13 protein-coding genes are annotated in these 15,079 nt (G+C 40.1%); 1 reads left to right on the forward strand and 12 read right to left on the reverse strand.

All coding sequences use genetic code 11. The features are described from left to right. Positions 1 to 47: 47 nt before the first annotated feature. The 9 genes from ilvN to L1266_RS08690 form a co-directional block, all read right to left on the reverse strand. Positions 48 to 545: an acetolactate synthase small subunit gene (ilvN, locus tag L1266_RS08650; protein WP_054551998.1), complete on the reverse strand. Its 498-nt coding sequence runs from the start codon at positions 543 to 545 to the stop codon at positions 48 to 50. After that, on the reverse strand, positions 545 to 2,269 hold the full coding sequence (locus L1266_RS08655) for an acetolactate synthase 3 large subunit (RefSeq protein ID WP_054551999.1): 1,725 nt from the start codon (positions 2,267 to 2,269) through the stop codon (positions 545 to 547). Before L1266_RS08655 ends, ilvN begins: the two co-directional genes overlap by 1 nt. A 742-nt stretch (positions 2,270 to 3,011) precedes the next feature. Then, the gene (locus L1266_RS08660) at positions 3,012 to 3,986 is read right to left on the reverse strand and encodes a transposase (RefSeq protein WP_235377322.1); all 975 of its coding nucleotides are present in this window, start codon (positions 3,984 to 3,986) and stop codon (positions 3,012 to 3,014) included. Between the two features lie 242 nt (positions 3,987 to 4,228). After that, a complete protein-coding gene (locus tag L1266_RS08665; protein ID WP_054552001.1) occupies positions 4,229 to 5,236 on the reverse strand; it encodes an isocitrate dehydrogenase in 1,008 nt (335 codons plus the stop codon). 215 nt (positions 5,237 to 5,451) lie between these two features. Then, complete coding sequence (locus tag L1266_RS08670) at positions 5,452 to 7,149, reverse strand: hypothetical protein (protein WP_235377323.1); 1,698 nt, start codon at positions 7,147 to 7,149, stop codon at positions 5,452 to 5,454. Between the two features lie 6 nt (positions 7,150 to 7,155). Further along, positions 7,156 to 7,539, reverse strand: coding sequence for a DUF3192 domain-containing protein (locus tag L1266_RS08675; protein WP_054552003.1), 384 nt, complete (start codon positions 7,537 to 7,539; stop codon positions 7,156 to 7,158). A 29-nt stretch (positions 7,540 to 7,568) separates the two neighbouring features. After that, positions 7,569 to 8,384 (reverse strand): flap endonuclease Xni, encoded by an 816-nt coding sequence (gene xni / locus L1266_RS08680; protein ID WP_235377324.1) that lies wholly within the window; start codon positions 8,382 to 8,384, stop codon positions 7,569 to 7,571. An 11-nt stretch (positions 8,385 to 8,395) separates the two neighbouring features. Further along, positions 8,396 to 9,739, reverse strand: a complete 1,344-nt coding sequence (ppnN, locus tag L1266_RS08685; RefSeq protein WP_054552005.1) for a nucleotide 5'-monophosphate nucleosidase PpnN — start codon at positions 9,737 to 9,739, stop codon at positions 8,396 to 8,398. Positions 9,740 to 9,810: 71 nt separating this feature from the next. After that, positions 9,811 to 11,346, reverse strand: a complete 1,536-nt coding sequence (locus L1266_RS08690; protein WP_138600731.1) for a GGDEF domain-containing protein — start codon at positions 11,344 to 11,346, stop codon at positions 9,811 to 9,813. Positions 11,347 to 11,547: 201 nt separating this feature from the next. Here L1266_RS08690 and L1266_RS08695 point away from each other — a divergent pair, with 201 nt between their 5' ends. Beyond that, on the forward strand, positions 11,548 to 13,329 hold the full coding sequence (locus L1266_RS08695; protein WP_054552007.1) for a M61 family metallopeptidase: 1,782 nt from the start codon (positions 11,548 to 11,550) through the stop codon (positions 13,327 to 13,329). A gap of 20 nt (positions 13,330 to 13,349) precedes the next feature. Here L1266_RS08695 and L1266_RS08700 read toward each other — a convergent pair whose 3' ends face one another. The 3 genes from L1266_RS08700 to L1266_RS08710 form a co-directional block, all read right to left on the reverse strand. After that, entirely contained in the window at positions 13,350 to 14,144 is a 795-nt protein-coding gene (locus tag L1266_RS08700) for a glycosyltransferase family 25 protein (RefSeq protein ID WP_235377325.1), read from the reverse strand. Between the two features lie 64 nt (positions 14,145 to 14,208). Continuing rightward, complete coding sequence (locus L1266_RS08705; RefSeq protein ID WP_138600737.1) at positions 14,209 to 14,394, reverse strand: DUF1289 domain-containing protein; 186 nt, start codon at positions 14,392 to 14,394, stop codon at positions 14,209 to 14,211. A 36-nt stretch (positions 14,395 to 14,430) separates the two neighbouring features. After that, positions 14,431 to 14,943 carry a hypothetical protein gene (locus tag L1266_RS08710; RefSeq protein ID WP_054552010.1) on the reverse strand — a complete coding sequence of 171 codons (513 nt, stop codon included), beginning with the start codon at positions 14,941 to 14,943 and terminating at the stop codon, positions 14,431 to 14,433. Positions 14,944 to 15,079 lie beyond the last annotated feature (136 nt).

A 15,079-nucleotide genomic window follows, 5' to 3' on the forward strand; every position in this document is an offset into this window, starting at 1 on the left:
TAGCCCTTTTTTTGTATCTTGCGTTTTGTCGCGCTAGCGAAAAAGGCTTATGCCTTTAACGCTTTATCACCACGACCAATACCAACCGCACCTGAACGTACAACTTCAATAATGTCTGATTCGTGACGCAGGGTATCAAGGAAAGATTCAATTTTTTCTGTGCTCGCTACGAGTTGTAGTGTGTAGCTGTGGCGCCCCATATCTAAAATAGCACCTTGGAATACATCAGCAACACGCGTTACTGCTGCTCGAGTGGTTTCATCTTGGGCAAAAACTTTCACTAATAATAGCTCACGCTCGATGTGCGCCATTTCGGTTAAGTCAATAATCTTAAGAACATCTACAAGCTTGTTCACTTGTTTAGTGATTTGCTCAACGATGCGATCATCACCCATGGTTGTAATGGTAATACGCGAAAGAGAATGATCGTCAGTCGTGCCAACAGTCAGGCTATCGATGTTGTAAGCGCGCTGTGAAAATAAGCCTACAATGCGCGATAACGAGCCAGGTTCGTTTTCTAATAAGATTGATAAAATACGGCGCATTATGCTTTTACTCCTTTACGTAACCACATATCATCGACTGCCCCTAGCTTGATTTGCATAGGGTAAACATGTTCTTTTTCATCTACACAGATGTCTAAAAATACCAGTCTGTCGTTAATAGACATTGCTTTTTCAATAGCAGGCTGGAGCTCATCAATATGATCAACGCGAATACCTACGTGGCCATAGCTTTCTACTAATTTCACGAAATCGGGAAGTGATTCCATGTAAGAAGATGAGTGACGACCTGAATACATCATATCTTGCCACTGACGTACCATGCCCAGTGAACGGTTATTCAACGACACAACTTTCACAGCTAAATTGTATTGTAAGCAAGTTGATAGCTCTTGAATGTTCATCTGAATTGAACCATCACCCGTCACACAGATAGACTCTTTATCAGGGAAGGCAAGCTTAACGCCCATTGCCGCAGGTAAACCAAAGCCCATGGTGCCTAAGCCACCAGAGTTAATCCATTGGCGAGGGTGTTTAAACGGATAATACTGAGCTGCAAACATTTGATGCTGACCTACATCAGAGCTAATGTAAGCATCACCATTGGTTGCTTTGTAAATTGCCTCGATAACCGCTTGTGGTTTGATTTTATCGCCATCCGTGCTGTAGCTTAGGCATTTTTGTTCACGCCAGCTAATGATTTGACGCCACCAGTCTTCTTGTGCAGAACGATCAATTGAAATAGGGCTCTTATCAATCGCCGTTTGTAACTGCTCAAGCACTGTTTTCAAGCAGCCAACAACCGGGATGTGCGCTTTAATTGTTTTAGAAATTGAGGTTGGGTCAACATCAACATGAACGATAGTGGCATTAGGGCAGAACTTTTTAACGTTATTCGTTACCCGATCATCGAATCGAGCACCTAAAGCTAAAATAACATCAGCATTTGCCATGGCTTTATTTGCCTCAAGGCTACCATGCATACCTAACATACCAATAAAGTTAGGGTGAGTACCGCTGATACCACCTAGACCCATTAAGGTGTTAGTGATTGGCGCGTTTAATGATTCAACCAAGTGAGTTAGTTGCTCAGAGGTATTTGATAGAATAATGCCGCCACCTGAGTAAATAACCAGTTTTTTAGCTTCTAAAATTGCGTTCACTGCTTTACGAATTTGTTTTGAGTGGCCTTTAGTGTTCGGGTTATAAGTTCGAAGCTCAGTTGTTTTTGGAAATTCGAATGGGAACTTTAACTCAGGGTTAAGCATATCTTTAGGTAATTCAACCACAACCGGACCAGGGCGGCCTGTGCTGGCTAAGTAGAATGCTTTAGCTAAGATTGTTGGAATATCTTTTGCGCTTCGACAGTTATAGCTGTGCTTTACGATAGGGCGAGAACAACCAACAATATCAGTTTCTTGGAATGCATCATCACCAATTAAACCAGTAGGAACTTGGCCAGATAACACCACCATTGGGATAGAATCCATGTACGCTGTCGCGATACCTGTTACACAGTTTGTAGCGCCAGGGCCAGAAGTTGCTAGCACCACACCGACTTCACCGGTAGCACGGGCATAACCATCAGCCATATGAGTAGCGGCTTGTTCGTGACGTACTAAGATATGTTCAATATCTTCTTGTTGAAATAACGCGTCATATAAATCAAGAACAGATCCACCAGGGTAGCCAAAAATATACTTAACATTCAATTCTTTAAGTGCCCGAACAACTAGTTCGGATCCATTGTATTCAGTTGTACTCATCCTCATTCCTCTGTGTGTGCAAGCATAAATGCATAAAAAAACCCCCGCATATGGCGGGGGTTTTTTAAAAAGCGTGCTTTCACCTTTTAATAGCCTCCCGCTGGGCTTGTAACTAAGACCAGTACGAGAACGTTGACGACTAAAAGGTGACGGCGAATATTCATTATTTTTTAATTTTCTTCTAAAAAATGCACAGCCGACTAGATGGCTGCTGTTTAAAAAATGTTAGTAGTATTTTTAAGTGTTTTGGAAACTGATGTCAACCGAAAATGTGGCTTTTTGCATTAATTTTTCTATATTTGAGTTTTTTGATATTTTTGCTGCATCTAGATGCTTAGTTGTCATTATTTTGGGGTGTAACTATGCATTGAATTGTTGGTGTGGAAAATTGGTAACTATACCAATAGTTAGTTCATTTCCATTTCTCCCACGAATAACTTAGCTACTATCAGAATAGGTTTCTTTTTTATAATTAGACACCCAACTTATATTTAATCAGTTTAATGAGACACCCAACTTATTTTTAAACAGATGTAGCTTAAGTAAGATGTGAATTATTGAGAACAAGCTGAATTGCTAGAAAGAATAGTGATTTTTCATTGTCATTTATTAAATTTCAGCCTTATGTGCTGAGTTAATCTTTAATTTTACACACTGGTCAGCGCTAGTTGCAAAAGTCGTTATGCCTCTAGAATTAAAAGGATTGGATTTGTAAGACTGATTTTTAGTGTCGAATGCGTACCTAAGTAAATAAGGCTAAGCTATTAGCTATAGAACTTCTTCGTTTTCGTTTCATATGATTTGTATAAGCTGTGATAGCTTGTTCTTTACCCGCCGTATTCTTAAATGAGCGTGAAAAAGAGGTGGTGAGTGTAAGCCAGTTATCAATACAAATATTTAATCGTTCAAGAATTGGTAACGCATCTTCGGGGATTCTCCCTGGCTTATCTTCTCGTATTGAGCGGCCAGTCCAATCAACGAGTTGCAGGTATGTTTTGAGCTCATACGGCAGACCTTTAGGCATATGCTTATGTGGTTTACCTGCAAAACGCATAAGTGATTTTGGTTGCTTATTGTTTTGAGCTGACTCAATGCGTGTTTTTATACTGGTGTAGTCAGATTGCTCAGGTAAATCAGCCGCTTTCGCTCTTACAGGGTTTAAATCTACATAAGCAAGGCAAGCTGCAAGAGCTGCTTCATCAAGTAAAGCTTGTGATTTAAAGCGACCTTCCCAAAAGCGTCCTTTGCACTCATCTTCTTGATTTGCTTGTCGTGCAATACTCTCATTAAGAACGCGCATAAACCAACTAATACTGCTGAGCCTCTCTCGATATAAATTTACTCTGGCATTAATCGCAGAAAGCTCTGCTTTTGTTAGCAATTCGCCATTTAAGAATCGTTGGCAAAGGAATGTACTTTTAAATAACTTGTGCCATCTAATCAGAATTGCTTTATTATTCAAACGATTTGCTTTTGCTATATCAATATGAAGTACTAGATGAGTATGGTTACTCATAACTGCGTAAGCACAAACATCAATACAAAATATACGACCAAGTTGAAGTAGTTTCTTTTCAACCCAATCGCGCCTGTGTTCATATGAACGACCAGTTAGTGGGTCTTGCCCGCACAAAAAAGCGCGACGAACGCAGCGTGAAATGCAGTGATAATAAGGCGTGTTTGAAACGCTAATTAAGTTTCTACGAGGGGTTGCCATGCTCTTCTCCTCCATGAGTTGAACAGTGTAAGTTTAGTCATAATTTTGAAAAGTGCGAAATATTACATTGGATGTCTGGTTAGTATTTTGAAAGAATAAATGTGGGTGTCTAGTTTTATGTGTTTAAATCTTGTTAGATAAAGTGGGTGTCTGGTTAAGTGGGGTAATAAAAAAGCCAGTCGTAGACTGGCTTTTGCTAGGTGGTTAAGGGCTAAGTTTATTAGCCTTAAACAAGTGTTCTATTATAGACGCTCAATTACAGCTTGAGTGAAGTCTGTAGTACCGTGGCTGCCGCCTAGGTCGCGAGTTGTACGGTCGCCTGACTTGATAACATCAGCAACTGCGCTACGGATTCGCTCTGCAGTGTCGCCCATACCTAAGTGCTCTAACATTTGGATAGATGCTAAGATCACTGATGTTGGGTTTGCAAGGTTTTTACCTGCGATGTCTGGTGCACTACCGTGTACAGCTTCGAAGATTGCTGCATCTTCACTGATGTTTGCGCCAGGAGCCATACCTAAACCACCAACAAGACCAGCACATAGGTCAGATAGGATGTCACCGAATAAGTTTGTAGTAACGATTACATCAAACTCATCAGGAGTCATAACTAGTTTCATACAAGTTGCATCAACAATCATTTCGGTTGATTCGATTTGTGGGTAACGCTCAGCTACTTCACGTGCCACTTTTAAGAATAAACCAGATGTAGATTTAAGGATATTCGCTTTGTGTACAGCTGTTACTTTTTTACGGCCTTCACGTACCGCTAGTTCGTATGCAAAAGTAACGATTTTTTCTGCACCTTCACGGGTGATTTTTGACATTGCTTCAGCTTCGTTACCATCTTCAGAAACAACTTGGCCAAGACCTGAGTACATACCTTGCGTGTTTTCACGAATAGTGATGATGTCGATGTCATCGTAACGAGCTTTTGTACCTGCAAATGACTTAACAGGACGAACGTTAGCGTAAAGGCCAAACTTTTTACGTAAAGTTACGTTGATCGAAGTGAAACCTTCACCAACTGGTGTTGTTAATGGACCTTTTAAAGTGATCTTGTTACGCGCGATTGTGTCGATTGTTTCTTGCGGAAGTAACTCACCAGTTTTTTCTAGGGCAGCAAGGCCAGCATCAACGAATTCATAATCAAAATCGCAACCTGCAGCTTTAAGGATCTCAAGTGCTGAATCAATAATGCTAGGACCAATGCCGTCGCCTTTGATCACTGTGATGGTTTGTTTAGCCATTTACTTTTCCTATTTATGAGTAGATAAACACGTAAACTTATCGCGAAATAGCATGCGATTTACTTGTTAGAGGGTTTACGTGGATGTGTTTGAAAATTTAAGCGGCTTTTATAGCAATTTATTCAGCTTTTTGCCAGTTTATCCTGTGAATACTGACTATAAATAGACTAAAGTTCATATTTATTTAACGTTTTCGCACTTTTTAACAACACAATCTAAAAATTGTCTGCAAATTCACAGTTTTTGAGATATGCATAAAAATCTGCTTTTGATTGCCATCCAGCGGCCGATAAACTATCGAAAATAATTTGTTCCTGCCAACTACTAAAAAGTGCTTTTGGCTGAAAAACATAATAAGTAAATAGCTTAATCGCGACCCAATGCTTTTCATTGATATCAAGTGTTTGTTTATCATGTTGCTCACTACCAAGTAAATGTTGTGTCCAACTGTTATCGCCAATCAGTTGATTTAAATACGCCGTTAGTGGTTCTTGGTTTAATTGACTAACCCCAAACAAACAGCCAAGAGGAGGGCTAATCACTTGTTTTTCAGCTTGCTCAAATACCGTTTTACGGGAAATACTGGTTGCTTGATGTTCACAAAGATAAAGAACATAGGCATACAATGGCAAAGCAACCTGCTCAAATTGAATTGAATCGGTGTGTTTAAATAACGCTTGGATAATACGTACCATGTTTTCAAGCCGCTTAGATATATGCTGAAAAAGTGGGTGAGAGGTGGTTGCGACTAAGCGTTGAAACAATACTTTTTGAATAATCGCAGGGGCGTTATCGTATCCGACCATAGATAAACAATGGCGCAAGTCTTTAGCTCTTTGCTGCTCTTTATTATAGGGTTTAGCGGCAACAGTGAGCTGTGTTATTAATTCAGGGTAGGGGCTTAAAAGCTTATTTAAACCTTGATAGCTATATTCTTTTGATACTTTTAATGCACTAATTAACGTTAAATATTGTTGCCTACGTTGCTCATTTATTGGTTGTGGCTCAGCAAAACTTATCTTCTCACTAAACCATACTGTGTAGAGCAAGCGAGTATCTTTACAAGGCCTTTGCTTAGCGCAAGTCGTTAAGCTTGCCTTGATGCGATGCCAACGAATTTTTTCAGGACGACTCACATCGACTAAAATATGACGACCATGTTCATCTGTCGCTAAATAGATAAGTACTTGTTCGGCATATTTTACTTCACTGGCCGGAATGTAAGGGCCAATATGCGCAATCAGAGCTTTTATGGCATTTTGTGCAAATTCGTTCGGTGTACGCAAATATATATCAGCTAACGCTTTGTATACGCTTATGTGCCCACCTGACTCGCGATAAGTCGTATTCATCGCAATAATGTTAGCCAAAGCAACTAAGGTTGTTGCACCATCGTAAATCATAATTTTTGGTGCACTGAGTAGTGCTTGTTTATACTTATTTAAACGCGCTAATAAGTGCTGAATAGGTAGCGTATGCGAGCCTGACTCTTTTAGAAGCTTTGCCGCTAATTGATGACGGCATTGCCATAGTTTTTTATCTTGCGGGGTGAGTGTTTTACTTGCTGCTAATTTATTACTTTGCGATTGCACGCACAGGTAATTAGCTAAGCAGCAACTAATAATTTGCTCACTAATAGCTTGGTTGTAATTAAGACTACGGCATAAAATACAGGCTACAACACATTGGTTTACAACTAAATTTGTGGTGTAGCCGTGGTTCGCTACATACAAGCTTAATTGCGCTTGCATCCCTTTTGGGTAGGCTTGGTATAATAGGTAGTACCGCTCAGCAAGGTTACTTAATAAAGGGAAGATTTGAGACCATTTTTGCTTTTGATGGTAAAGTTTAAGTAATTGGTGCGTACTATCAAATAAGCGCGCTAGCTCCCGAGGGGTTACATTTTCCATCATAAGCGTTTAGGTTTCTTGTTGATAGCTTTCATAGGCACTTGGCCCCCATAACACCAACTGACCATTCTTAAAAAGTAGGCCCGTGCACTCGTCTATTGTCGTTATTCCATCGGATTTAACGTGCTGAGTGCGGTAAAAAATTATTTGCCAGACATTGTCTTCGGTGCGTTTTGCATAGGTTAGATCGGGGCTGCCTAAATAATCAAGCACCGCATTTAGATTTTCAGGTTTATCAACAGACAGCTTTGCAATATATCGCTTATTGAAGGCTTCACGGTCTTGCCAGATCATGGCTTGCGGATCATCTTTATAAAAAGTGATCACGAGGGTTGCAATCAGTGCATAAACACCTAACCCAAGTACCAGATATTGGAAAACCTTTTTAAACATGTGTAACTCTATAAAATTAACGCGAATTTTCAGTATACGCTCAGTTGGCCAACTGTGCTACGAGATTGCGACCAATTGAGCCTTAACTGCTTTAAACTAAAGCCTAAGTTAATATCAGTACGCAGCATCACGAGGTTTTTTGATATCACAAACATCTCCATTTCTGAGCTTAGCTTGCGTTTAAGAGTAGGGTTTAGCTCATCGTCGTTTATGGCCGCTTCTATCGACTCATAACCATTAATTAATTGCTGTGCCGACTTATTACCGATCCCTTTAACACCAGGAATATCATTGGTTTTATCGCCTGCCAAAGCCCAAAAATCAGCAAGTCGATGTTTTGGTACATTAAAGCGCTGTTTAATATCTTCAACTTCAATGTATTGCTTTTTAAAGTAGTCATAGATAGCTATTTGTTCAGATAAAAACGGTAAAAAGCCTTTATCAGTAGACACGATAGTCGAAGCTACATTATTTGTAGCTGCTTTGTGAGCAAGGGTGGCAATGATATCGTCGGCTTCGTCATTTTCAGGAGAAAACACCACAATGCCAGTGTCTTCAATTGCTTGTTTAAAGCGCGATAAGTTTTGCTTGAGGGTATCAGGCATCGGTGAGCGAGTACTTTTGTATGCCTCAAAGTAGTGATAGCGCCAGCTTCTTTCGCCATCAAACACGGCAATGGCATGAGTTGCATTACATTGCTGTCGTAATTTTTTGCAAGCATGTGCCACTCGGGCACAGCTTGCTTTTATCATATGTTCTTCACTGTGATGACTCTGATTACTATCAACAGCATAGATGCGCCTAATAAGATTTAGCGCATCTATTAAAAGTAATTGGGTTGTCACATAGTCTCCTGTTAAGCTTTGATCTCATAGCAAGGGATGTACTTACTGCCAGGCAACTTCATACGACCTTGATCAACAAATGCTGCCAGCAGCTTATCCATATCAGCCATTAACGATGGCTCACCACTGAGTACAAAGCGCCCATGTTGTTTGATGGCTTGTAGACCTTCGTCTTTAACATTACCTGCAACAATGCCTGAGAATGCTCGGCGTAAGTTAGCTGCGAGTTGCTGAGTTGGTTGATCTAAATGTAAATCTAAGCTCGACATATTAGCATGAGTTGGTGCAAACGGCTGTTGGAAATCATGGTCGATTTTTAGCGTCCAGTTAAAGTAGTAAGCGTCACCTTGACTCTTTCTGTATTCACGCACATCAGCCATTTTCGCTTTGAGTGTTTTACCCACACGTTCAGGGTCATCAATAATTACTTCAAATTTCTCAAGCGCCGCTTTACCGAGTGTTTTCTCAACGAATTTACACAGCTCAATAAAGTAGTTTTCACTTTCTTTAGGCCCTGTAAGGATCACTGGTAAACATTGTTTTTCGTTATCAGGATGCAACAAAATACCTAAAAGGTATAACAACTCTTCTGCAGTGCCTGCACCACCTGGGAAAATGATAATGCCATGTGCGGTACGAATAAATGCCTCTAAGCGCTTTTCGATATCGGGTAAAATCACCAATTCATTTACAATCGGGTTAGGTGGCTCAGCGGCAATAATACTTGGCTCGGTTAAACCTAAGTAACGATTATCTGTAATACGCTGTTTAGCATGGCCGATGGTGGCACCTTTCATTGGGCCTTTCATTGCACCTGGGCCACAACCAGTACAAATGTTTAAGCCACGAAGGCCGAGTTCGTAGCCAACCTGTTTAGTATATTTGTATTCAACTTCGTTAATTGAGTGGCCGCCCCAGCAAACTATCATGCTCGGATCACTATTCACTCTCAGTGCGCCTGCATTTCGCAGCATGTCGAAGACCATATGAGTAATGGTTTTTTGCTCTGTTAAGTCTTTTTCGTATTTTTGACAAATAAACAGAATATCGCGAATAACCGAGAAGATATGTTCATGTATACCAGTGATAATTTCGCCATCAACAAAAGCGGATTCGGGTGGGTTTTCAAGTTCAATTTTAATACCACGCTCGCGGCTTAATAAGCGAATATCAAAGTCTTCGTATTTATTGTAAATTTCAGAGCTTGAATCGGTGTGGCTGCCCACATTGAGAACCGCGAGCACACAGTTCCTAAATAATTTATAGCGCTCGCTGGTGGATGACTGTTCGAGTAGATCAACTTCTAGTTGCGATAGTAAATCCAGTACACCTGTAGGATTCAGTTGTTTTAACATAAGCACTCTCCTGGCTCATCTATGAGCCTTTATCATTGTGTGTCAAAGACCTCACCATTGAGATAAGGGCTTTATTTGCTAATGCAAACTTTATTTCGTCCTTCATTTTTTGCTTTGTACAGAGCATCGTCGGCACGATCAAAAGCAATCAGCGGGGTATCACCTTTTTTAAGTTGGGTAGCACCAAGAGAAATAGTGATTTCTACTTGCTTATCTTTAAATTTAAACGGTATTGCCTGAATATTTTTGCGCAGTTTTTCAAGAGAGCTAACTGCATTTTCAATAGACATGCCTGTCATTAATAACACAAATTCCTCACCACCGTAACGGGCAATAAAGTCTGATTTACGAATTGATTTTTGTAGTGCTTTAGCAATAACTTGCAATGTTTTATCGCCAGCACTGTGGCCATACCTATCATTAATAGATTTAAAGTGATCGACATCAAGCACCACAAATGTCACATCAGACTCTTGGATGTTAAATAAATGAAATTCATGATTAAAACGTTCATCGAACGCGGCTCTGTTTGGTAGCTTTGTTAAACCATCAAGTAAGCTTTTATAGCGTTGTTCATTTAACCGTTTTTTGTAAGTTGAGAGTTTGCTTTCTAAATGACTTATTCTTTTATTAATGTCGTTAAAGCTATTTAATAAATGCTCTCTTTCACTCTGTTCTAATTTTTCTTTTGCAATTAAATCATCACTTAATGATTTTAACTCTTCTTCGACTAGCTCTTTGAGGGACGATATTGACGTTGCTTGTTGCGTCTGAGTATTAAGGTTTTTAATTTTTGCTTCTATTTGCTTATTTAGCGACTCGTACTCAGCGCTAAGTGACTCAGAATGTTTACTGGTTGAAACAATTGAATGATGTAAATCTTCAATTGTTTGATTTAAAGAGATCAAAAAACTCTGTGCTGATTGACGCTCTTTACTCATATTACGAGTAATAATCGTGATAATTTTTAGAGCAGAATCAAGTAAATCATCAATACAGTCGTTATGTGTAATGTTATTCTTTACTGCTTTGATTTGTTCAGCGCTTTCATCCTCTAAAACGAGATCATTTGCTAGGTTAAGTAGTTCGGCTGCAAGCTCGGGTTTAATTTGTGATTCAGTTTCACTTTTTGTCGAAAGCTTTGCCTGTAAAGCTTGATGATAAATTATTACCAGCTTAGATAATAAAGGGATAAAGTCATGGTTAGATTGGATGTTATTTAACTCATGATCAAGCAAATGGCGTAAAGAACGACGGGCATCATCCGGTAAACCTTTTACTTTTTGTAGCTGCTTTCCTGCATCAGTAACACTGTTGTTAAGTTCGCGTTGTAAAGCAATTTGCTTTGCTTCTTGGTGTTTTAATAGCCCTAGAACATCATCAATAAAAGGTGAAAGAAGGTTAAAGTCAACCCCTTTTTTCAGAGCACTTCTAAACTTAGCGAGGCGATTATCTAACTCAATATCTAAGCCCTTACAACTTAGAGATAACTTTGCAGCAAACTGAGAAAGAACCTCAACTTGGTGTTTGCGTGCATCCTCAACAACCGTCCGGGCATCGATTGCTTGTTTTAACTTTTTATTAAGAAGATCATGCTGTTGCTGCACCGAGTAATACCGCCGTTATTAATCAACTGTCTATAAGCTAAGTTTACAACAAAATAGTACGAAATGTAGGTTCCAAGTCAAAAACTTAGCCATTTTGTCTATCAAACTTGTTGCAATGGCTGTTTATCGGTTTTTAATTCACATTCTTTATCGCAATTGTTAGTCTATTTCGTAATTTTGATAGTAATAAAAAGAGTTGTTATGAAAAAGTTTTTGGCCATGTCTATTTTGGCGGCCTGTTCTAGCAGTGCGTTTGCAGATGTAAACTACTCACTGTCTATTACTCAGCCTGAACACCACCTAGGTAATGTAAGTGTTGAGTTTCCGCAAACTGCACAAGCACATTTAGATATTAAACTTCCTGCTTGGCGTACTGGTCGCTACGAAATTTTAAATCTTGCCAATGGCGTGCGCTTTTTCGAAGCAAAAGATGATGATGGTAAAGCATTAAAGTGGGAAAAAATTGACCACAGCACGTGGCGTGTTCACCTAAACGAACCTACTCAAGTCAATGTTGATTACCAAGTTTACGCTAACGAGCTAGGTAAACGTGCTCGTCATATTGATGACAGCCATGCCTTCATTGATGCATCAGGCTTTTTCATGTTCAGTGAATCATTCCGTCAAGATCCAGTTAAAGTTGAACTAGATGTACCAAAAGCATGGCGTTCAGTATCGGGTATGGAAAATGCGGGCTCTAAACACAGTTTTAAAGCCGCTGATTACGATATTTTAGTTGATTCACCAATCGAAACGGGTATCAACGAGCTACACAAGTTCACCGTTGATGGCCGTGAATATGAGTTAGTTATTTGGGGTGAAGGCAACTACGACGTAGATCAAATGCTAACTGACCTTAAAAAGCTAGTGACAACCGGTAATGTAATTTGGGATAGCTACCCGTATGAGCGTTATGTATTTATGGTGCATGCTACGTCAGGAGCAGGCGGTGCAACAGAGCATTTAAACTCAACAATTATCCAGCGTCCACGTGACCGTTTTGGTTCTCGTAAAGATTACCTTGCGTTTATCAGCACCGCAGCACACGAATTTATTCATACTTGGAACGTAAAAGCATACCGCCCTAAAGGTATCGCACCGTACGACTACACCAATATTAACTACGCGAAAACATTATGGATTGCAGAGGGCTCAACCAGCTACTTTGAAGATCACTTAATGGTGCGCGCTGGTATTGAAACAACCGATGAGTTCTTCGGTACGTTAACAAAAACCGTTAATCGCCACCTACAAACACCGGGTCGTGAAGTACAAAGCGCAACTGAAACCAGTTTTGATAAGTGGATTAATCAAGGCGGCGACCACGCTCGCAACTACAGCACTAATATCTATTTAGAAGGTGCGTTGATTTCAATGGCACTCGATATTGATTTGCTAGAAAAAAGCGATGGCAAAATTAGTTACCGCGATGTACACCGTGCGCTTTATAACAAGCACCGTTTACCAGATGGTTTTACGCCAGATGATGTTAAAGCGATTTTAAAAGAGCTTACTGGTCGTGATTACAGTGCTTGGTGGCAAGCGAATGTGGACGAGCCAGCTGCTATCGACTTTGATTTGTTACTTGCAAAAGTAGGCTTAGGTTTAATTCGCCCAGAAGGCGCAAAATCAGTACCGAGTATTGATTCGTTTGCTAAAAACAGCGGTGAGTTACTCACCCTAACTCATGTTCGCCGTGGTGGCGCTGCATGGCAAGCGGGCTTAACAACGGATGATAAAATCGTCGCGTTTAACAAAAAGCATGTGGGTAAAGATTTAACAGCCAGCCTCGAAACGTTCAAAGCAGGCGACACAGTGACTGTTGATTTCATTCGACGCGATGCACTGCAAAGCACAACGCTAACACTTAGCGAAGATTTTGATAAAGAGAAAAAGGTCAAAGCATTAAAAGATGCAACACCAGCGCAAATGGCATTGTTTAAAGCATGGATGGGTGTTGACCACCCAAATCAAGCTAAATAACAGCCAAGCTAAATAAATCGTTAATGATTTTTGATTGGTAAGAGAGGAGCTGCGGCTCCTTTCTTTTTGCTTGGTACTTGCTGCGCTTTTACAAATTGCTTAGTGTATTGTGCGTTTAATAGTGCACTGCGAAGTTGCTGCTTTTTACGTCGCCAAAACGACTTTTTAACTTTGCTTGATCTATCACGAATATCGCTTTGTGAATTATCGGGTTGTGATACCGGGTAGGGCAGCAAAGAGTATCCATAAACACCGGTTTCCCACACATGCTGTAAATCGCAGTCAACGGGGCGGCCAAATGTGGCTGTGGCTTTTAACAACGCTTTTGCACCTTCAAAACTAACAGCAGTTGCACAGCAGCCAGACATAAGCTTTTTATGAATAACTAAATGTTGCTCATCGGCAAGGGGTTTAGTAAAGGCAATTTCCCGACTTCGGTCTTTATAAGCGGCCAATTTTATTAGCTGCCAAGGCTGTTTTAATGTACTAATGTTTTCAATTGCACTGTGAATAGAGCGGTCGAGAACAAAGTCATCTTCTAAAATAATGGCGTAATCTAATTGCCTATCGACAATGGTTTGCCATGCTTTTCTGTGACTCAGGTAACATCCAATTTCACCTTTACTCAATGGCTTGTGGTATTTTTTTAGGTTTAAATCAGCACTATAGTGCTTGGCTATCTCTGTATCATACAGCTCTCTACCATCAATTGCATCAAGGCGTTCAAATGCCAAATTTTGTACATTTAGCTCATGGCTAACACGGTTTAATCGTTCAGTAGAGCTTGCTAAGTTAATTACAAAAATAGCGGTCATTATCGTTACCTGATGGTCAGTTTGAGTCAGGCTAACAAGCTTTAATGACGCTTGGGTGTCAGAACTATTTCGCTTTTATGTCAGGGCGAGGAGTATTTAAAATCGCTTGCTTTTCTTGCTCGGATAAAATGATCCAATCAAAAATTTCATCATTACTGCGACCACAGCCAGTGCAATAGCCATTTAGGCGATGACATTGACCGATGCAATCTGTTTTAAATTGGCTGGTTGGTTTTTTTGATTTTGTCATAGTGATGTGAAGGCTAATATAGCCTTCATGAGTGTATTACTTGCCTTCAATTGGCTTACCAATTTCAAGAGTGGTAGACCAAGGCTGTTTGCGTGATAGGGTTTTACCCGAATGAATTGAGATAACAGGGTTGTTTTCGTCAAGCACAAACGTGGTGCGTAACGATTCAGCTGACTCTTTTTGTGTTTGATGCCAGTTATTACTTGCTAAACAAGCTTGGGTAAAATTAACCGCACGGGTGTGATCGGCAACAGCTTGTTGCTGTTGCTCGTAGTTGCCTACACAGCGGTAGGTAACATTGTCTTTATCAAGCGCCGTGATTTGACAGTTATCGGCAATAAGGTTGTATTTTGCTGTCCATGTTTCCATGTATTTTGTATTTACACGGCTACGTTTTAAGCCTTCAAAGCGGTTATCGTAAGCACCTAATAGGGCGTTAATTTTCTCGCAAGGGGTTAAGTTATCAATGGCTGTTTGTTGTTCAGTTGTTAGTCCTGTACAACCTGTTAAAACAAGGCCAGTTAGTAAGGCGGCGAGTGGCTTTTTCATATCAGGCTATCCTTTTAAATAGCAGTTCCTTAAACGTTTCCTAAAGGATACCTAAGCCCTTGTAAAAATGCTAATAAAGATTGGTGATTACAAAGCAAAATGCCCTCGTAAAGGAGGGCATTTTAGTTGCGTATAT

The organism is Pseudoalteromonas sp. Cn5-37, assembly GCF_021532495.1.
GTDB lineage: Bacteria > Pseudomonadota > Gammaproteobacteria > Enterobacterales > Alteromonadaceae > Pseudoalteromonas > Pseudoalteromonas simplex.

Coding starts and splice junctions, on each gene's coding strand:
- ilvN (WP_054551998.1), bottom strand. CDS start 545: ATGCGCCGTATTTTATCAATCTTATTAGAAAACGAACCTGGCTCGTTA.
- L1266_RS08655 (WP_054551999.1), bottom strand. CDS start 2,269: ATGAGTACAACTGAATACAATGGATCCGAACTAGTTGTTCGGGCACTT.
- L1266_RS08660 (WP_235377322.1), bottom strand. CDS start 3,986: ATGGCAACCCCTCGTAGAAACTTAATTAGCGTTTCAAACACGCCTTAT.
- L1266_RS08665 (WP_054552001.1), bottom strand. CDS start 5,236: ATGGCTAAACAAACCATCACAGTGATCAAAGGCGACGGCATTGGTCCT.
- L1266_RS08670 (WP_235377323.1), bottom strand. CDS start 7,149: ATGATGGAAAATGTAACCCCTCGGGAGCTAGCGCGCTTATTTGATAGT.
- L1266_RS08675 (WP_054552003.1), bottom strand. CDS start 7,539: ATGTTTAAAAAGGTTTTCCAATATCTGGTACTTGGGTTAGGTGTTTAT.
- ppnN (WP_054552005.1), bottom strand. CDS start 9,739: ATGTTAAAACAACTGAATCCTACAGGTGTACTGGATTTACTATCGCAA.
- L1266_RS08695 (WP_054552007.1), top strand. CDS start 11,548: ATGAAAAAGTTTTTGGCCATGTCTATTTTGGCGGCCTGTTCTAGCAGT.
- L1266_RS08700 (WP_235377325.1), bottom strand. CDS start 14,144: ATGACCGCTATTTTTGTAATTAACTTAGCAAGCTCTACTGAACGATTA.
- L1266_RS08705 (WP_138600737.1), bottom strand. CDS start 14,394: ATGACAAAATCAAAAAAACCAACCAGCCAATTTAAAACAGATTGCATC.
- L1266_RS08710 (WP_054552010.1), bottom strand. CDS start 14,943: ATGAAAAAGCCACTCGCCGCCTTACTAACTGGCCTTGTTTTAACAGGT.